Genomic DNA, 19,414 nt, shown 5'->3' with positions numbered 1-19,414 from the left:
GCCGGGCCGACCACCTGCAGCCCCACCGGAAGCCGAGCCGGGACTCCCGCAACCCCTGCCCACACCCGGGCACGACCCCTGAGGCCCCAGCCGACGGCCGGGCCGACCACCTGCAGCCCCACCGGAAGCCGAGCCGGGGCTGACGCACCCCCTGCCCACACCCGGGCACGATCCCTGGGCCCCAGGCCGACGGCCGGGCTGACCTCCTGCAGCCCCGCCGGAAGCCGGGCCGGGACTCCCGCAACCCCTGCCCACACCCGGGCACGACCCCTGGGGCGCCCCGGCCGACTGCCGGGCGCGGTTCTTGGCCCCTCCGGCGGGGCGGGTCCGCGTCAGGGGAGGTGTGGGCGCGTCCTGACCCGTGCGTCGTCCGCCGCGCGGGCGCCCTCCTCCCAGCCCGCCGCGTCGCTCACCCCGCGCAGCCGGGTGGTGATCGTCTCCGGGAACAGCCGGTCCGTCCGGTCGGTGACCGCCACCGCGCGGGAGGCGAGCACCGGCAGCAGGTCGTCGCTCACCTGGGTCTCGGCGACGGCCGCGAGGCGCGTTCCCACCCGGTGGGCGTAGGCGGCGAGGAAGGACTGCCGGAAGGTCTTGGTCCGCTTCCGCCCGCCCGCGCGCTGCGCGGCCTCCGCCCTGGTCATCGCGGTGGTGGCCTGCACCAGCAGTGAGGTGTAGAGGAGTTCGACCGCCTCCAGGTCGGGGGCGAAGCCCACCACGGTGGAGAAGCCGAGCGGTTCGTTCCACACGGCCCGGCAGTGGTTGGCGCCGGCGACCGCGTCGAGCAGCACCGCCTTGGCCTGCTCGTACGGCGGCTCCACCCCGATCCGGCAGGCGCCCGGGGCCTCGGCCGAGGGCGCCCGCGCGGCGAGCAGCGCCTCGTCGACGCTGTGCCGCGCCATCAGTTCCTGCGCCTTGGCGCTGAGCGCCTCCGCCTCCTCCGGGAATCCCGTGGCCTCCGCCTTGGCCAGCAGCGCGCGGATGCGGCCGAGCATGCGGGACTCCGGCCGCCGGTCCGACGAATCGGGGGCCGGAGTCCCGTCGAGGGGTTCCAGCGCGGGCAGGCGCAGCAGCAGGCGGTACAGCTCCAGCACGGCCGTGGCGTGCGAGAAGCGGTCACCGCGCGGGGCGGGGTCCGCGCCCTCTTCCCCGAGCCGGGCCAGCTGGGCCCTCCAGCGCGGCCCCCGGGGGGTGTCGTCGCGCGGTGCCTGCGCACGGATCAGCGCGGTGACCAGCCGTACGTGGGCGTCGTCCAGTTCACGCCGGACGACGCGTACGACGTCGGCGGGCTGCCAGCCGCGCCGCCAGGCGGTCGCCACGAGTTCCTCGCCCCGCCGGGACAGTTCGGCGTCGGCCGCCGGATCGGCGGCGAGCAGAGACGCGCCGGTGTCGAGGGCGGTGTCGCCGGTGTCGTAGAGGGCGGCGCGGAAGGCGCGGTCGACGGTGCTGGACGTACTCACGAGCCCGATCGTGCCATGCCTCCGGAACGTCACCCGCAAGTGTCAACTTCGGGTTGACACCCCACGACTGTCAACTTACGGTTGACACATGACGACGAACCCCGCCATCAAGTCATCCGTACGTCTCGACGACCTCATCGCGGCCATCAAGAAGGTCCACGAGGAGCCCCTCGAACAACTCCAGGACGCGGTGCTCGCGGGTGAGCACCTCGGTGACGTGGCCGACCACCTGATCGGCCACTTCGTGGACCAGGCCCGGCGCTCGGGCGCCTCCTGGACGGACATCGGCAGGAGCATGGGGGTGACCCGGCAGGCGGCCCAGAAGCGCTTCGTGCCCAAGGAGGGCAACGACCTCGACCCGAGCCAGGGCTTCAACCGCTACACGCCCCGCGCCCGCAACACGGTCATGGCCGCGCACAACGAGGCGCGGGCCGCGCGGAACGCCGAGGGCCTGCCCGAGCACCTGGTCCTCGGCCTGCTCGCCGAGCCGCAGGGACTGGCGGTCAAGGCGGTCACCGAGCAGGGCGTCACCGTGGAGGCGGTGCGCGAGGCCGCCCGCGCGGCACTCCCGCCGGCCGCCGAGGACGCCCCCGAGCTGGTGCCGTACGGCCCGGCGGCCAAGAAGGTCCTGGAGCTGACCTTCCGCGAGGCCCTCCGCCTGGGCCACAACTACATCGGCACCGAGCACATCCTGCTCGCGCTCCTCGAGCACGAGAACGGCGAGGGCCTCCTCAGCGGCCTCGGCATCGGCAAGGCGGCCACCGAGCGGTACATCACCGAGATGCTGGCCCAGTACGTCGAGACGACGCGGACCGAGGACGAGTCCGCGCAGGAGGACTGACCCGCCGGGCTCCGGTCCGGGGGAGGGCCGGGCAGGTCAGGAGCCCGGTCCGGGGGCGTTAGACCCCCCTGCCACACTCTCGGCATGGCCGACCGGTGGGCACTCGCTCCGGCCGAGGAGGGCGGCGTCGATGTCGCCCCCCTCGGTCCGGACGGGCTGCCCGCCGGTCCGGTGCGGCGGGAGGCGGATCCCGCCGAGGCCGTGCGGAGCCGTCCCGGTGTCACGCGGTGGGTGTGGCGGTCCACCGCCGAGGTCTACCCGCGCCTGCTCGCCACGGGGGTGCGAGTGGAGCGGGGATACGACGTCGAGGCAGCCGAGACGCTCCTCCTCGGTCACGAAGGGCGGTACGGGGAACCCCGTTCGGCCGCGGCCGCGCTGGCCCGGCTGCGCGGCGGCCCCGTACCGCCCGATCCGCCGCAGCGCCAGGCCGAACCGGGCGCCCAGTCAGCCCTCTTCGAACCGAGGGGCACCGGCCTGCCGCTGCCCGACCTGCTCGCCGTGTACGCGGAGCAGCAGCGGCGGACCGACGCCACCGCGCACCCGGACCGGATGCGGCTGCTGACCGCGGCCGAGTCGGCGGGGATGCTGGTGGCCGCCGAGATGAACCGCGCGGGACTGCCGTGGCGGGCGGACGTGCACCGCGCCGTGCTCCAGGACCTGCTCGGCGAGCGGTACGCGGGCGGTGGTGAGCCCCGCCGGCTCGCCGAGCTCGCCGACGAGGTGTCCGCGGCCTTCGGACGCCGGGTCCGGCCCGATCTGCCGACCGATGTGGTCAAGGCGTTCGCGCAGGCCGGCATCAAGGTCTCCTCGACCCGCCGCTGGGAGATCGAGTCCGTCGACCACCCGGCCGTCGAACCCCTGCTCGCATACAAGAAGCTGTACCGGATCTGGGTCGCGCACGGCTGGTCCTGGCTCCAGGACTGGGTGCGCGACGGCCGCTTCCGGCCGGAGTTCCTCGCGGGCGGGACGGTGACCGGCCGCTGGGTGACCAACGGCGGGGGCGCCCTGCAGATCCCCAAGGTGATCCGCCGCGCGGCCGTGGCCGACCCGGGCTGGCGGCTCGTCGTCGCCGACGCGGACCAGATGGAGCCGCGGGTGCTGGCGGCGATCTCCCGCGACCCCGGGCTGATGGAGGTGGCGGGCCGGGAGACCGACCTGTACCAGTCGGTGTCCGACCGCGCCTTCTCCGGCGACCGCTCACAGGCCAAGCTCGCCGTCCTCGGCGCGGTCTACGGCCAGACGTCCGGCGACGGCCTGAAGAACCTCGCCGCGCTCAGACGCCGCTTCCCCAGGGCGGTGGCCTACGTCGACGAGGCCGCCCGCGCGGGCGAGGAGGGCCGGCTCGTACGCACCTGGCTGGGCCGCACCTGTCCGCCGGCCGCCCGTGCGGCGGACGACGCGGCCCAGGAGGCGGGCATCCCGCTCGCGGAGGAGGAGCAGGCCACCGACGCCCGCCCCTGGGTCCCGGGCTACGCCTCGACCGACGCCCGCGCCCGTGGCCGCTTCGCCCGCAACTTCGTGGTCCAGGGCAGTGCCGCCGACTGGGCCCTGCTGCTGCTCGCCGCGCTGCGGCAGACCCTGAGCGGCATGGCGGCCGAACTGGTCTTCTTCCAGCACGACGAGGTGATCGTGCACTGTCCCGAGGAGGAGGCGGCGACCGTGGCGGAGGCGATCCGGCAGGCCGCGGACCTGGCCGGCCGGCTGACGTTCGGCGAGACACCGGTGCGGTTCCCGTTCACGACGGCGGTGGTGGAGTGCTATGCCGACGCCAAGTGATCAGTCCGCCGGCCGGGCCCCGGCCAGCAGTTCCCGCAGTTCCTCCACCACCGCCTGTTCGTCCGTACCGTCCAGCGAGACGAGCGCGGACCGCCACTGCTCGTACGCCTCGTTCACCCGTCCCCGCTCGCGCAGCAGCAGACCGTACTGGTGGCGGGCCAGACCGCCGGTGTAGCGGTCGGCGCGGGCGTCCGCCCGGCTGAGCAGTTCGGCGCACTCGCGGACGGCCCGGCCGGAGCGCCCCAGCAGCCGCAGGGCCCGGACCAGACCGAGCCGGGTCTGGGACTCGCCGTGCCAGTCGCCGTGCCCGCCGAGGATGCGCAGGCTCTCCTCGAAGTGCGGCAGGGCGGCGGCCGGTTCGCGCAGGCGGAGGTGGGCGTAACCGATGTTGCAGTGGGCGGAGTGCCGCACGATGACCGCTCCGATCTCGTCCCCGATGGCGAGCGAGCGCCGGTGCTGTTCGATCGCGGCGCGCGGATCGGTGTGCTCGTACAGGTTGCCGAGATGGCTGCGGGTGACGGCCTCGCCGTAGGGGTCGTTCAGCTGCCGTGAGTGGGCGAGGCTCTGCCGCAGCGCCTGCCCCGACTCGGTGTACCGGCCGAGCCCTTCGAGCAGCAGGCCCCGGTTGTTGAGGGACCGGCGGATCCAGGAGACGGATCCGAGCCGACGCCAGATCTCCAGCGCGCGGTCGGTCAGGGCGAGGGCGTCGTTGGTGCGGCCGGTCAGGAAGTGCAGCCCCGCCAGGTCGCCCAGCGCGTACCCCTCCGCGACCTCGTCCCCGAGCCGCCGCGCCACCCGGAGGGCCGCCCGCCCGAGCACCTCCAGTTCGGGAACGCGGCCGCGGCGCAGGAGATAGGGGTACAGCAGGCGCAGGAGCACGGAGATGTGGACGTCCCGGCGGTCCGGGGCACCGTCCGCGCCGGGGGCGTCGCCGGCGTACCTCTCGACCAGGGCGACGATGTTCTCCAACTCCCGGTCGCCCCAGGCGAAGGCCGCCCCGGCGTCGGTGAAGGAGGGCACGGTGGCGACGTGGGCCGTGTGCCCGGGCGGCTGGGACGGTGTCGGGCGACGGCGGTCCTCCCGGTCCGGGCCGGGTTCGGCGATCGCGGCGAGGACCCGTTCGGCGACGGCGGCGTACCAGCGCAGGGCGGTCCCGGCGGCTTCCTCGCGGCCGGCCGCGTCGGCACCGGCGCGTTCGCGGGCGAAGTCGCGGACCAGGTCGTGGGGGACGTAACGGCCGTAGGCGGTCTCCTCCACGAGGGCCACGTCGACGAGCCGGTCCAGCGCGGCCTCGGCCCGGCGCACATCGGTGCCGATGAGCCGGGCCAGCAGGGGTGCGCCGTAGCCGGGCAGGTCGAGCGCGCCGATGCGGCACAGCGCGAGGGCCGCGTCGCGGTCGGTCTCGCGCTCGGAGACCGTGAGCGCGTCGTGCGCGGCGGCCAGGGAACGGCGCACGCTCAGGTCGTCGTACTGCAGATGGGGCAACCGGCTGTCGCTCTCGGACAGCTGACCGGCCAGTGCGTCCGGGGTGAGGGCCCGGCGCGCGGCGAGCCGGGCCGCGACGACGCGCAGGGCCAGCGGAAGCCGCCCGGTGAGCGCCACGAGCGGGTGACCGGCGTCCAGCCCGTCCCGGCCGGAGACCGCCCGCAGCAGGGCGGCGCTGTCCTCGTCGGACAGCGGGGCGAGCGGGACACGGGCGGCGCCGTCGAGCGCGGTGAGCGGCGAACGGCTGGTGACGATCACCGCGCAGCCGGCACCGGCCGGCAGCAGCGGCCGTACCTGTGCGGCGTTCGCGGCGTCGTCCAGCACCAGGAGCGTGCGGGTGGGCGCGAGCAGGGAGCGCAGCAACGCGGCTGCCGCGTCCGGGTGTTCCGGGATGCCACAGGGTTCGGTACCGAGGTCGCGGAGGAGCGCGGTGAGGGCCTGGGCGGGGGTGAGCGGGGCCATGCCGGGGGTCGCGCCGTGCAGGTTGACGTAGAGCTGACCGTCGCTGAAACGTCTCTTCAGGCTGTGCGCGACCTTGAGCGCGAGCGCGCTCTTGCCCACCCCGGCCGTCCCGCTGATCACGGCGACGGCGGGCACGTCCGTGCGCGGAGCGCGGGTGAGCACACGGACCAGCTCGTCCCGTACGTCGCCGCGGCCGGTGAAGTGGGCTGGTGCCGGGGGGAGTTGCGCGGGGCGCGGGGCGGCGACGCCGTTGGGGGCGGCTGCGGGGAGATCGGGGTCATGCCCCTGCCCCAAACCCCGACCGTGATCCTGACCACGCCCGGACCCCTGCACCTCCCCCCGACCGTGGCCCTGACCACGCCCGGAGCCCTGCACCTCCCCACGACCGCCATCCCGGCCGGGTTCGTCCCTCCCCCGCAACACCTCCACGTGTGCCGCGCGCACCCCCGGCCCCGGTTCGATGCCGAGTTCCTCCACCAGCCGGGCCCTCAGATCGCGGTGGACCACCAGCGCCTCCGCCCGGCGGCCGGTGCGGTGCAGGGCGAGCATCAACTGGCGGTGGTACGCCTCCCGCAGGGGATGTTCGGCGGCCAGCGCCGCCAGCTCGGGCACGAGATCGTCCAGGCGCCCGCCGCCGAGGGCGAGCTCGGCGTCGTACCGCCACTCCAGGAGCAGCAGCCGCGCCTCGCACAGCCGCCGCACCAGGGCGTACCCGCCCACCTCCGGGGGCAGCCCGGTCAGCGGACTCCCCCGCCACAGCCCGAGCGCGGCCGCGCACTCGCGCACCACGCGCTCCCAGTCCCGCGCCGCGTGCGCGGCGCGGGCGGCGGCGGTGTGCGCGTCGAAGACCTGCACGTCCACCTCGCCCTCGGCGACCCGCAGCACATACCCGGTGGGCACGGTGACCAGCCGCCCGGGGTCGTCGAGCAACCGCCGCAGCCGGGCGACGTGATTGTGCAGCGAGGGTTGCGCGGAGGCGGGCGGCACACCGCCCCACATCGCGTCCTTCAGAACCTCGACGGAGACGACCCGCCCGGCCTCGAGCAGCAACACCGCCAGGAGCGCGCGGAGTTTGGGGCTGCCGATGTCCCGGACGGAACCGGGGAGGTCACGTCCGTCCCCGCCGCCGTACAGAACCGGCGCCCCCAGGAGCCCGAACCGCAGCCCGCGCCGTGTCACGCCGCACCACTGCCTTCCGGGTGACCGGTGACCGAACGGAGAACCATTGGCCATATGTTAGCGATCCGTTGGCAAGTTCTGATGTGATCACTACATCGGATCCGGCCCGGGGGCGCGCGCGTAGAACGCGCAGCTCGGGGGAGTGTCGCCGCCGCGGCCCGGTCCGGACACGAGGGCTCCCGGTCGGCAGAGGTGCGCGACCGGGCCCTCGCCCTTATCCACGTGGCCCGAGTTGTCCCGCTCTGTCGCCCGGTTCTGTTGCCTGGTGGGTCAGACGACCGGCGGCCGTCCGAGCCGGGTGAGCCGCCACACCGTCCGCCAGCGCATGGCCCGCCGCTCCCCGGCCGGCTCCCGCAGCCCCTCCACGAACCCGCCGAACCAGGCGCGCAGTCCGCGGGCCGACCGGTTCCGCAGGAGGGTGAGCAGCACCCACACCCCGAGATGGACGGGCACGAGCACGAACGGCAGCCGCCGCCGGACCAGCCACACCCGGTTGCGGGCGGTCACCCGGAAGTAGATGGCGTGCCGGGCGGGCGAGGTCTTCGGATGCCGGAGGAGCAGTTCGGGCGCGTAGAGGATCCGCCATCCTGCGTCGACGGCGCGCCAGGCGAGGTCGGTCTCCTCGTGCGCGAAGAAGAACTCCCCGGGCCAGTCGCCGATCTCGTCGAGCATCGTCATCCGCAGCGCGTGCCCGCCTCCGAGGAAGCCGGTGACGTACCCGCCCTTCATCGGATCCGACTTCCCGAGCCGGGGCACGTGCCGCCGCTGGGTCTCCCCCAGTTCGTCGGCGATCCGGAATCCGACGATCCCGAGCCGTTCGTCGGCGGCGTACAGCTCCTGCACGCGGCGCAGCACATCGGCGTCGACCAGCAGACCGTCGTCGTCCAGCTCGACGACGACGTCCACGTCCCCGAACTCCCGCAACCGCTCGATCCCAGCGTTCCGCCCGCCGGGGCAGCCGAGGTTCTCCTCCAGCTCGACGGTGGTGACCTCACCGGGCAGGGACAGCCTGCGGGCGAACTCGGGCAGCGGACACCCGTTCCCCACGATCACGATCCGCGCGGGCGGCACGTCCTGCTTCGCCACGGACTCCAGCAGCGCGTCCACCTCGGCCGGCCGGTTCCCCATGGTCACGACGGCGACGGCGATCCTGGGCGTCGTCTCCATGTCCTCACCTCAACTCGACCGGCTGTCCGCTGACGGGCGATGCTAGCCGTTCACGGTAAGGACACCTTAAGTACGCGCCCTCGTGGACGGTCACCACACCGGCCGCCCGGGGACGGCCGTGAGGCAGGGATCACGGACGGCTGACCGTAGGGGTAGCCCCACAGCCTTCCGTGCCAGGTGAGCGTGGTGCGCCGGCGCTGCTTGGCGGTTGGACGAGCCGGGCCTCGTCGTCGCCGACGTGGCGGTAGGCCACCGTCAACTGCTCATAGGCATGCGGCTCGTACCGGTCGCCGTCGCGTTCCAGCAGGATCTCTGCCTGGGAACGCCGCAGATGCAGCGCACCGTCGATGCGGTTGACCCCGCCGATCCGGAGCTCACCGAGATCACGACGGTCACCGGCGCCCGTGCGGTGAACCTCTTTCTCACGCGAAACGCTTCCTCTGGTCAGCCAGCCGTTGCCCGACCACACCTGACAGTGAATCGACGGGAATCTTGTAACTCACCCCAGTACAACGAGGTTGGTTGGGCCAGGTGCTCACAGCAGAACCCAGAGGGAAGCCTCGTTCTCGCTACACCGACCGGTGCTCATGCCGGTGCGATCGGGTCAACTCCCGTGCGCACCTTCGAGTACAGCGTGGGTGGCGTGACGATGAAGGTTCCAACGGGCTGTATGTTCACGCACGCCATCAGAGGAAGTGGCAGAAGGATCACATACCAGAACGCCGGGGTCGACTGTGCTTTCGTCGGAGCGAGACGGCGGCGTCAGGCCGGAATTGCCGCGTTCATCGTGGGCCTCGTCGTCTCCCTCGCCTTTTTCGCCTTCTTCCCCGGGCTGCCCCACGTCATCGACTGGGGGGCGATCCTCGTGTCCCTCGCAGTGGGCGGACTGGCCCGGTGGGGCTGCCAGTCCTGGATCACGAGGACGGCGAAGCAGAGGCCAGAGCGTATGTGATCATCTCGGTGGAGCCGGACGTGAGGGCTTCAGGTCCTCCGACACGCTGTTCGGTACGGCACGGGCAAGATCCTTACACCGCGCCCCGCTCCCCGACCGGCTGATCGCCGCCACGGCAGAACCCCACCGGTTCCCGGCCGTCTACCAGGAGAGTCGAGCTCGTAGGCATGAAGGACCGACAGACGTCGGCGGGTCGGGCTCGGGGAACGCGTCGCAGTACGCCCTGCGCGGGACCGCTCAGCGCAGCACGAAGAAACCCTCAGGTCAGAGCTTGACCTGAGGGTTTGATGGAGCCGCCTTCGGGATTCGAACCCGAGACCTACGCATTACGAGTGCGTTGCTCTGGCCATCTGAGCTAAGGCGGCGTGCCGTGTGCACCATGGTGCGATCAGCGACGTCGGTAAGTCTACACAGTTTCCGGGGGTGCTTCGTACCGGCCCCGGAGGCGGGCCGGGGTGGCCGCCTCCGGGGGTGGTCGTACCGGCTATGAGCAGCGCTTTCCGTCCTTGGGCGGGGTGCCGGCGAGCAGGTAGGCGTTGATCGCGGAGTCGATGCAGGCACTGCCGCGGCCGTAGGCGGTGTGGCCGTCGCCGTCGTAGGTCAGGAGGCGGGCCGAGGAGAGCTGGCCGGCCAGGGCCTCGGCCCAGCGGTACGGGGTCGCCGGGTCCCGGGTGGTGCCGACGACGACGATCGGGGCCGCGCCCTTCGCCTCGATGCGCTGGGCCTTCCCCGTGGCCTCCACCGGCCAGTACGCGCAGTTCAGCGAGGCCCAGGCGAGACCCTCGCCGAAGACCGGGGACGCCTTCTCGAAGTCGGGGAGGGCCCGTCGGACCTCGTCCGGGGACGCGAAGGCGGCCGGGAGGTCCAGGCAGTTCACGGCCGCGTTGGCGAACATCAGATTGGTGTACTCGCCGTCGGCGTCACGTTCGTAGTAGCTGTCCGCGAGGACGAGGAGCGCCGACCCGTCATTCTCCCGCATGGCCGCCGTCAGGGCCTCGCGCAGCTGCTGCCACGCCCCCTCGTCGTACATGGCGGCGATCACGCCGATCGTCGCCAGCGACTCGGTGAGCCCGCGGCCGTCCGTGTCACCGGTCGGGACGGGGCGGGCGTCGGCCTTCTCGAAGAACGCCTTGAGGTTCTTGCCGGCCCGTTCCGGCGTGGTGCCCGCGCCGCCGAGGGGACAGTCGCTTCGCCGGACGCAGTCCTTGGCGAAGGCGGTGAACGCCGTGTCGAAGCCCTCCGTCTGTTCCAGGTTGAGCCGTCGCGCGGGCAGCGAGGGGTCCATCGCGCCGTCCAGGACGAGTCGGCCCGCGCGGTCGGGGAACAGCCCGGCATAGGTCGCCCCGAGGAAGGTGCCGTACGAGGCGCCGACGTAGTTCAGCTTCTCGTCGCCCAGCGCCGCCCGCACGATGTCCATGTCCCGGGCCGCCTCGACGGTGGACACATGGCGCAGCAGCTTCGGCGCGTCCGCCCCGCAGCCCTCGGCGAACGTCTTGTACGCCGAGACGAGCGTGCCGGCCTCCTTCCCGTCGTCCGGCGTGACGTCCGTCCGCGTGTACGCGTCCATCCCGGGCCCGTCCAGGCACTCGACGGGTTCGCTGCCGGCGACGCCGCGCGGGTCGACGGCCACCATGTCGTAGCGGGCGCGCACGTCCGCCGGGTAGCCGATGCCGGCGTACGCCTGGACGTAGCCGACCGCCGAACCCCCCGGGCCGCCCGGGTTGACCAGCAGGGAGCCCAGGCGCTTGCCCGGCCCCGTGGCCTTCTTGCGGGTGACGGCGAGACGGACGTCGCCGGCGGACGGCTCGGCGTAGTCGAGCGGGGCCTTCAGCGTGGCGCACTGGAAGCCGGCGGCACCGCAGTCGCGCCAGGCCGGTTTCTGCTCGTAGTACCGCGTGAGCGCCGCGGGTGTGGAGCGGGGCAGAGGAGCGAGGGCTGCCGCCGCCTCCTCCGCCGCCGAACTCGCCGTACCCGTCGTGCTCCCGGAGGAGCAGCCCGAAACGAGCAGCGTGACGGCGGCGAGCAGGGTGGCTCCGGTACGGGTCCTGCGAGGGGTGCGCCTTGTGTACATACCGCGAGCGTAACTGTGTGCAACGAGAAGAGTGCTCTGCGCGCACGCCGTGCCCCGTACGAGTTACCCCGTCAAGCGGCCGGAGGGGTGCGCGCCCGGCTTGTCGTCAACCCGCTCTGAGGGCCATCGTCATCGCCTCCACGGCGAGCAACGGGGCCACATTGCGGTCCAGGGCCTCGCCGCACGCCGCGATCGCCTCGATGCGACGGAGGGTGGACTCCGGCGAGCTGCCGCGGGCCAGGCGCTCCAGCGCGTCCTCGGCGTCCGCGTTGGCGATGGCGACGCGGGAGCCGAGCTGGAGGGCGAGCACGTCGCGGTAGAAGCTGGTCAGGTCGGTCAGCGCGACGTCGAGGCTGTCCCGCTGGGTACGGGTCCTGCGGCGCTTCTGCATGTCCTCCAGATCCTTGACCACGCCCGCCGTGCCGCGCGGCAGGCGTCCGCCCTGGGTCGCGCCGAGCGCCGCCTTCAGCTCCTCGGTCTCCTTGCCGTCCGTCTCCTCGGCGAGCTGCTTGGCGTCCTCGGCGGCGGCGTCGACGAGTTCCTGGGCGGCCTTGAGCGCGCCGCCGACGTCCTCGACCCGCAGGGGCAGTTTCAGCACGGAGGCCCGGCGTGCGCGGGCGGCGGGGTCGGTGGCCAGGCGGCGGGCCCGGTCGACGTGGCCCTGGGTGGCGCGGGCGACGGCGGCGGCGACGTCCGGTTCGATGCCCTCCCGTCGTACGAGCATGTCGGCGACGGCGTCCACCGAGGGCGTGCTCAGGTTGAGGTGGCGGCAGCGGGAGCGGATCGTCGGCAGGACGTCCTCGATGGAGGGCGCGCACAGCAGCCAGACGGTGCGGGGGGCGGGCTCCTCGACGGCCTTGAGGACGGCGTTGGCGGACTTCTCGTTCAGCCGCTCGGCGTCCTCGACGAGGATCACCTGCCAGCGGCCGTTCGCCGGGGCGGTGAACGACTTGCGGACGGTGTCGCGCATGACCTCGACGAGGATCTGGGAGCCGACGGCGGCGATCGAGCTGACGTCGGCGTGGGTGCCGACCAGCGCGGTGTGGCAGCCGTCGCAGAAGCCGCAGCCGGGGGCTCCGCCGAGGGCGCGGTCGGGGCTGACGCACTGGAGGGCGGCGGCGAAGGCACGCGCCGCCTGGTTGCGCCCGGCGCCGGGCGGGCCGGTGAACAGCCAGGCGTGCGTCATCTTCGACGCCTCGGGCGGAGGCGTGCCGGCCGCCGCGGCGGTGACGAGCGCGTCGGCGTCCCGGGCGGCGGCGGCGAGCTGATCGCTCACCCGTTCCTGCCCGACGAGGTCGTCCCACACGGTCATGGGCCGGCGCTCCCTTCCGTCGCGTCCGTCACGTCTGGCCTACGGGTCCCATTGTGCGGGTGGGCACTGACAACGGCCGCACCCGACCGGTTCCGCGGTCCGCAGCGGCCCGCCGCGCCGAGGTCCGCCACGCTCTCGGACCGCCGCGGTCCCCCGCGCCGAGGTCCGCCACGCTCTCGGACCACCGCGGTCCCCCGCGCCGAGGTCCGCCACCGCCCCGGACCACCACGGTCCCCCGCGCCGAGGTCCGCCACCGCCCCGGACCACCACGGTCCCCCGCGCCGAGGTCCGCCACCGCCCCGGACCACCCCGGACCACCCCGGGCCCCCCGGACCGCCCCGGGCCGGTCAGCGCCGCCGGCCCCGGCCGCCGCCCCGGCCGTCGTCGTCGCCGTGCTCGTCGTCGTGGGGGCCCAGGAGTTCGTCGGCCAGGGTCGGCAGGTCGTCGAGCGGGGTCTCCTCCGCCCAGTCGGAGCGCTTCCGGCGCCGGCGCGGCGCGCGCTCGGGGTCGACCTGAGGCAGTTCCCGCGTACGGTCCTGCGGGCCGTCGGAGCCACCGGGTCCGCCAGGAGCGCCGGGTCCGCTCGCCGGGCGCTCGTCCTGGAAGTAGCCGGGCGGGACCCGGTCCGCGGGCCCCGGTTCGTCACCGCGTACCGGCGGGAGCACGGCGGTCTCGTCCGCCGCGCCCGGCGGCACGGGCGGGAGTACCGCCGTCTCGTCCGTCGCACCCGGCGGGACCTGCGGCCTGGGGAGCTCGGTCGTGACCTCGGCTTCGGAAGCGGGACCGGACCGTCCTGACGGCTGCCCGGCGTCCTCGCCCGGCACCCGCGGCAGTACGGCCGTCTCGTCCACGGGTCCGCCCGACGCGTTCGTCGGCGTCACCACCGGCGTCGGCACGGTCAGCGCGTCGTCGGCTCCCGGCCGGGACGCCCCGGGGGCGGCGGGCCGTGTGGCATCGGGCCCGCCCGTCGGCTTCGGTCCCGCCTCCGCCGCGGCCGCCGCCCGTTCGGCCAGCCGCCGGGCCTCCTCCGCGCGCAGCAGCGCCTCCTCGGCCTTCCGCTGCTTCTCCATGCGCAGTGCCTCGGCCTCGGCGCGCAGCCGCTCCTCCTCCTCGGCCTGCTTGCGCCGGCGTTCCTCCTCGGCCCTGCGGCGGGCCTCCTCCTCGGCGAGCGCCTTCTCCTCGGCGAGCAACCGCTGACGCTCCTCCTCGGCACGCCGGCGCGCTTCCTCGGCGCGCTGCCGGGCCTCCTCCGCCTGCCGTTCGGCCTCGCGCCGCTGCGCCTCCTCCAGCTCGCGCCGCTTGCGCTCCTCCTCCTCGGCGCGCAGCCGCGCCAGCTGCTCCTGGCGCTCGCGCTCCAGGCGCTCCTCCTCGGCCTTGCGGGCCGCCTCCTCCTCCGCCTTGCGGCGGGCCTCCTCCTCGGCCTTGCGGCGTGCTTCCTCGCGGGCCCGGATCTCGGCCTCGGACAGCGGCAGCACCTGGTCGAGCCGGTGCCGGATCACCGTGGTGACCGACTCCGGTTCCTGACCGGCGTCGACCACCAGGTAGCGGCCGGGGTCGGCGGCGGCCAGCGTGAGGAATCCGGCCCGCACGCGCGCGTGGAACTCCGCCGGCTCCGACTCCAGCCGGTCCGGCGCCTCCGTGAAGCGCTCCCGCGCGGTCTCCGGCGCCACGTCCAGCAGCACCGTCAGATGCGGGACGAGGCCGTCGGTCGCCCAGCGGTTGATGCGGGCGATCTCCGTCGGCGACAGGTCGCGTCCGGCGCCCTGGTAGGCGACGGAGGAGTCGATGTAGCGGTCGGAGATGACGACCGCGCCGCGCTCGAGTGCGGGCCGTACGACGGTGTCGATGTGCTCCGCGCGGTCCGCGGCGTACAGCAGGGCCTCCGCGCGGTGCGAGAGTCCGGCGCTGGAGACGTCCAGCAGGATGGACCGCAGCCGCTTGCCGACCGGGGTGGCGCCGGGCTCGCGGGTGAGGACGACCTCGTGGCCCTTGTCCCGGATCCACTCGGCGAGGGCCTCGGCCTGGGTGGACTTGCCGGCGCCGTCGCCGCCCTCGAGGGCGATGAAGAAGCCGGCGGCGGCGGGCGTCTGCTCGGGGTCGTCGCCGCCGAGCAGCGCGTCGCGCAGGTCCTGCCGCAGCGGCACCCCGGAGCGGTCGTCGACCTTGGCCAGCACCAGCGCGGCCACCGGCAGCAGCAGCGCGCCGACCAGCATCAGCGTGAACGCGGCACCGCCGTGCGCGAAGACGAACCGGCCGTTCTCCAGCCGGTGCGGTCCGATGGCCGCGGCGACCAGCGGGGCGGCCACCGCGCCGAGCGCCACCAGGACCCGTACCACGGCGTGCAGGTGCTCGGTCGTCCGGACCCGGCGCTGGTCCTCGGTCTCCTGGTCGAGCAGCGTGTGCCCGGTGTTGGCGGCGATGCCCGCGCCGGTACCGGCCAGCGCCATGACCAGCAGCACGCTGGTGACGTCCGGCACGAGTCCGGCGGCCAGCAGCGCGACACCGGTGAAGGCGAGGGCGAGCGCGAGCAGCCGGCGCCGCGACAGGGCCGGCAGCAGGGCGGGCGCCGTACGGATGCCGACGACGACACCGCCGGTCAGCGCGGCGACCAGCAGGCCGTAGAGCACCGGGCCGCCGCCCAGGTCCTTGGCGTGCAGCACCGACACGGCGACGGCGGCCGACACCGCGGCGGCGACGGAAGCGGAGGCGAACACCAGGAGCGGCAGCGCGCCCGTGCGGCCCTTGTCGGAGCCGGCGGCACTCTTCGGGCGGCGCAGGCCCTCCAGCGGCGACCTCGGGCGGGGGGTGCGGGTGCCGGGCAGTTCCAGGAACGTGACGACGGACAGGGACGCGGCGAACAGTCCGGCCGCGACGTAGGAGGCGAGGGCGGCCCGGTGTTCGCCGAACCATTCGATGCCCGTGCCGAGCAGGTTGTTGAGCAGGGCCGCGACGACGAGCGTGACGGCCGCGAGCGGTATCGCGACGAAGTTCGTGCGCAGCGACAGGCGGCGCAGCGCGTCCATGTGGTCGGGCAGCGGCCGCACGGTCGCGCCCTCCGGGGGCGGCGCGGGCAGCAGCGCGGGCGCGGCGCCCTCCCGGCACACCGTCCAGAACCGCTCGGCGACACCGGCCACGAAAGCGGTGACGAGAAGGACGGCCAGTGCGTTCTCGGGTGTCCAGTCGATCCACAGCGGCGCCACGATGAGCAGCGCCGCGCGCAGCCCGTCGGCGCCGACCATGGTCCAGCGGCGGTCCAGCGGCCCGTCCTGCGAGGTGAGCGAGGTGAGCGGGCCGAGGAGTACGGCGCCGAACAGCAGGGTCGCCAGGATGCGCACCCCGAAAACGGTCGCCACTGCGAACGCGGCGCCCCGGTATCCGCCGCCGAACGCCCCCTCGGCGACCGCCGCCTGAAGGGCGAGCAGGACCAGCACCAGGAGGGCGAGGACGTCACCGGCCCCGCCCACCAGTTGTGCGCTCCACAACCGTTTCAGCTGCGGTCGGCGCAGCAGGGCGCGGACGGCACGCTCGCGGGAGTCCGCGACAAGGGCATCGTCGGGGGCCGGTTGAGGGGCCGTAGGCTGCTCGGCTCGCGTCATGCGTTCAGCCTATCGGCCCGCGTCGGCACCACGGGCGCGACGCGCCTGACATGCACACGCCCCGGCAGGAGTGCTGCCGGGGCGTTCGCATTCCGAACGCCGGGCGAAGCCCGCCCGGCGTCACGGGGAAGAGGTCAGTCCTCCGCGCCGTTCGAGGCGGTCGCCTTCTTGGCGGCGGCCTTCTTCGCCGTCGTCTTCGCGGCCGTCGTCTTCTTCGCCGCGGTCTTCTTGGCGGCCGTCGCCTTCTTCGCCGGCGCCTTCTTGGCCGCCGTCTTCTTGGTGGCCTTCTTCGCGGTCTTCTTGGCGGGGCCCTTCGCCCGCTTCTCGGCGAGCAGTTCGAACCCGCGCTCCGGCGTGATCGTCTCGACGCTGTCGCCGGAGCGCAGGGTCGCGTTGGTCTCGCCGTCGGTGACGTACGGGCCGAAGCGGCCGTCCTTCACCACGACCGGCTTCTCGCTGACCGGGTCGGTGCCCAGTTCCTTCAGCGGCGGCTTGGCCGCGGCCCGACCGCGCTGCTTGGGCTGGGCGTAGATCGCCAGCGCCTCCTCCAGCGTGATCGTGAAGAGCTGCTCCTCGGACTGCAGCGACCGCGAGTCCGTGCCCTTCTTCAGGTACGGGCCGTAGCGGCCGTTCTGCGCGGTGATCTCCTGGCCCTCGGCGTCCGCGCCGACCACGCGCGGCAGCGACATCAGCCTCAGCGCGTCGTCGAGGGTCACCGTGTCCAGGGACATCGACTTGAAGAGGGAGGCGGTCCGCGGCTTGACCGCGTTCTTGCCGGTCTTCGGGGTGCCCTCGGGGAGCACCTCGGTGACGTACGGGCCGTAGCGGCCGTCCTTCGCGACGATCGCGTGACCGGTCGCCGGGTCGGTGCCCAGCTCGAAGTCACCGCTCGGCTTGGCGAGCAGTTCCTCGGCGAGCTCGACGGTCAGCTCGTCGGGTGCCAGGTCGTCCGGGATGTCGGCGCGCTGGTGCTGCTCGGTGTCCTTCTCGCCGCGCTCGATGTACGGGCCGTAGCGTCCCACCCGCAGCACGATGCCGTTGCCCACGGGGAACGACGACACCTCGCGCGCGTCGATCGCGCCCAGGTCCGTCACCAGCTCCTTGAGACCGCCGAGGTGGTCACCGTCGCCGTTGCCCGCCTCGGCCGCGCCGCCGTTGCCCGTGCCCTCGCCGAAGTAGAAGCGCTTCAGCCACGGCACCGCCCGCGCCTCACCGCGCGCGATGCGGTCGAGGTCGTCCTCCATCTTCGCGGTGAAGTCGTAGTCGACGAGCCGGCCGAAGTGCTTCTCCAGCAGGTTGACCACGGCGAAGGAGAGGAAGGACGGCACCAGCGCCGTGCCCTTCTTGAACACGTAACCGCGGTCGAGGATCGTGCCGATGATCGACGCGTACGTCGACGGGCGGCCGATCTCCCGCTCCTCCAGCTCCTTGACCAGCGACGCCTCGGTGTAGCGGGCCGGGGGCTTGGTGGCGTGCCCGTCGACCGTGATCTCCTCGGCGCCCAGGGCGTCGCCCTCGGCGACCTGCGGCAGCCGGCGCTCGCGGTCGTCGAGCTCGGCGTTCGGGTCGTCGGCGCCCTCGACGTACGCCTTCAGGAAACCGTGGAAGGTGATCGTCTTGCCGGACGCGCTGAACTCGACGTCCCGGCCGTCGGCCGCCGTGCCGCCGATCTTCACGGTCACGGAGTTGCCGGTGGCGTCCTTCATCTGCGAGGCGACGGTCCGCTTCCAGATCAGCTCGTACAGCTTGAACTGGTCACCGGTCAGCCCGGTCTCGGCAGGTGTGCGGAAACGGTCCCCCGAGGGACGGATCGCCTCGTGCGCCTCCTGCGCGTTCTTGACCTTGCCCGCGTAGGTGCGCGGCTGCGGCGGCAGGTAGTCGGCGCCGTACAGCTGCGTGACCTGGGCGCGGGCGGCGGCCACCGCCGTCTCGCTCAGGGTCGTCGAGTCCGTACGCATGTAAGTGATGTAGCCGTTCTCGTACAGCTTCTGCGCGACCTGCATGGTGGCCTTCGCGCCGAAGCCGAGCTTGCGGCTCGCCTCCTGCTGCAGCGTCGTCGTACGGAACGGGGCGTACGGCGAGCGGCGGTACGGCTTGGACTCGACGGAACGCACGGCGAACCGCGCGTTCTCCAGGGCGGCGGCCAGGGCGCGGGCGTTCGCCTCGTCGAGGTGGAGGGTGTTCGCGCTCTTCAGCTGTCCCAGGGAGTCGAAGTCGCGGCCCTGCGCGACCCGCCGCCCGTCGACGGACTGCAGGCGCGCGACCAACGACGAGGGGTCCGTACGGTCCCCCTCACGGCCGGTCGAGAAGGTACCGGTGAGGTCCCAGTACTCGGCGGAACGGAACGCCATGCGCTCGCGTTCCCGCTCCACGACCAGCCTGGTGGCGACGGACTGGACACGGCCGGCGGACAGCCGGGGCATGACCTTCTTCCACAGGACCGGCGAGACCTCGTAGCCGTAGAGACGGTCGAGGATGCGGCGGGTCTCCTGGGCGTCGACCAGCTTCTGGTTGAGCTGGCGCGGATTGGCCACGGCCTCGCGGATCGCGTCCTTGGTGATCTCGTGGAAGACCATCCGCTTGACCGGGATCTTCGGCTTGAGCACTTCCTGCAGGTGCCACGCGATGGCCTCGCCCTCGCGGTCCTCATCGGTGGCGAGGAAGAGCTCGTCGGACTCCTTCAGCAGGTCCTTGAGCTTCTTGACCTGGGCCCGCTTGTCCGCGTTGACCACATAGATCGGCTGGAAGTCGTGGTCCACGTCCACACCGAGTCGGCGGACTTCGCCGGTGTACTTCTCGGGTACCTCCGCGGCGCCGTTGGGAAGGTCGCGAATGTGCCCGACGCTCGCCTCGACGATGTAGCCGGGGCCCAGATAGCCCTTGATCGTCTTCGCCTTGGCAGGCGACTCGACGATGACGAGTCGGCGGCCGCCGTTCGCGGTCTCGCTGGTCGGGGACAACTTCGCTCTTCTCTCCGGTCGACGCTGGGGCCTCCCCAGGCGATCTCCCCGGGGTCGGGTCAAGGTGACGCTGCGGAGTGTGACGGTACATCCCGCCCCCGTGTCAAACGGGAAAAGCCCGCAACGGCCACTCGAACGGTAACCCGACTACCACCG

The 19,414-nt window shown here is 73.4% G+C and carries 10 protein-coding genes and 1 tRNA gene; 3 read left to right on the top strand and 8 right to left on the bottom strand.

Features of this window, described 5'->3' with window-relative positions:
• Window positions 1-332 precede the first annotated feature (332 nt).
• Window positions 333-1,457, bottom strand: a complete 1,125-nt coding sequence (locus F1615_RS08335; RefSeq protein ID WP_149548207.1) for a DUF2786 domain-containing protein — start codon at window positions 1,455-1,457, stop codon at window positions 333-335.
• Between the two features lie 88 nt (window positions 1,458-1,545).
• On the opposite strand from F1615_RS08335, the gene F1615_RS08330 reads away from it, so the two are divergent.
• Together F1615_RS08330 and F1615_RS08325 are read left to right on the top strand one after the other, a co-directional pair.
• On the top strand, window positions 1,546-2,298 hold the full coding sequence (locus F1615_RS08330) for a Clp protease N-terminal domain-containing protein (RefSeq protein ID WP_149548206.1): 753 nt from the start codon (window positions 1,546-1,548) through the stop codon (window positions 2,296-2,298).
• 84 nt (window positions 2,299-2,382) lie between these two features.
• Complete coding sequence (locus F1615_RS08325; RefSeq protein ID WP_149548205.1) at window positions 2,383-4,074, top strand: bifunctional 3'-5' exonuclease/DNA polymerase; 1,692 nt, start codon at window positions 2,383-2,385, stop codon at window positions 4,072-4,074.
• On the opposite strand, the gene F1615_RS08320 is transcribed toward F1615_RS08325, so the two are convergent.
• Together F1615_RS08320 and F1615_RS08315 are read right to left on the bottom strand one after the other, a co-directional pair.
• Complete coding sequence (locus F1615_RS08320) at window positions 4,075-7,254, bottom strand: AfsR/SARP family transcriptional regulator (protein ID WP_149548204.1); 3,180 nt, start codon at window positions 7,252-7,254, stop codon at window positions 4,075-4,077. It lies immediately after the preceding gene.
• Between the two features lie 216 nt (window positions 7,255-7,470).
• Complete coding sequence (locus F1615_RS08315) at window positions 7,471-8,367, bottom strand: glycosyltransferase family 2 protein (protein WP_149548203.1); 897 nt, start codon at window positions 8,365-8,367, stop codon at window positions 7,471-7,473.
• A 208-nt stretch (window positions 8,368-8,575) separates the two neighbouring features.
• Between F1615_RS08315 and F1615_RS37065 the strand changes: the two genes are divergently transcribed.
• Window positions 8,576-9,319, top strand: coding sequence for a hypothetical protein (locus F1615_RS37065; RefSeq protein ID WP_425385627.1), 744 nt, complete (start codon window positions 8,576-8,578; stop codon window positions 9,317-9,319).
• A 288-nt stretch (window positions 9,320-9,607) separates the two neighbouring features.
• Here the strand turns inward: F1615_RS37065 and F1615_RS08300 are convergent.
• The 5 genes from F1615_RS08300 to topA form a co-directional block, all read right to left on the bottom strand.
• Window positions 9,608-9,684, bottom strand: a tRNA-Thr gene (locus F1615_RS08300).
• 119 nt (window positions 9,685-9,803) lie between these two features.
• Window positions 9,804-11,390, bottom strand: a complete 1,587-nt coding sequence (locus F1615_RS08295) for an alpha/beta hydrolase (protein ID WP_149548202.1) — start codon at window positions 11,388-11,390, stop codon at window positions 9,804-9,806.
• A gap of 106 nt (window positions 11,391-11,496) precedes the next feature.
• Entirely contained in the window at window positions 11,497-12,702 is a 1,206-nt protein-coding gene (locus F1615_RS08290; protein WP_149548201.1) for a DNA polymerase III subunit delta', read from the bottom strand.
• A gap of 347 nt (window positions 12,703-13,049) precedes the next feature.
• Complete coding sequence (gene tmk, locus F1615_RS08285) at window positions 13,050-16,298, bottom strand: dTMP kinase (RefSeq protein ID WP_149548200.1); 3,249 nt, start codon at window positions 16,296-16,298, stop codon at window positions 13,050-13,052.
• A gap of 134 nt (window positions 16,299-16,432) precedes the next feature.
• Complete coding sequence (gene topA, locus F1615_RS08280) at window positions 16,433-19,258, bottom strand: type I DNA topoisomerase (RefSeq protein WP_149548199.1); 2,826 nt, start codon at window positions 19,256-19,258, stop codon at window positions 16,433-16,435.
• Window positions 19,259-19,414 lie beyond the last annotated feature (156 nt).

The organism is Streptomyces marokkonensis, assembly GCF_008312835.1.
Taxonomy (GTDB): domain Bacteria; phylum Actinomycetota; class Actinomycetes; order Streptomycetales; family Streptomycetaceae; genus Streptomyces; species Streptomyces marokkonensis_A.
This window is presented reverse-complemented; position numbering and strand designations above follow the sequence as displayed.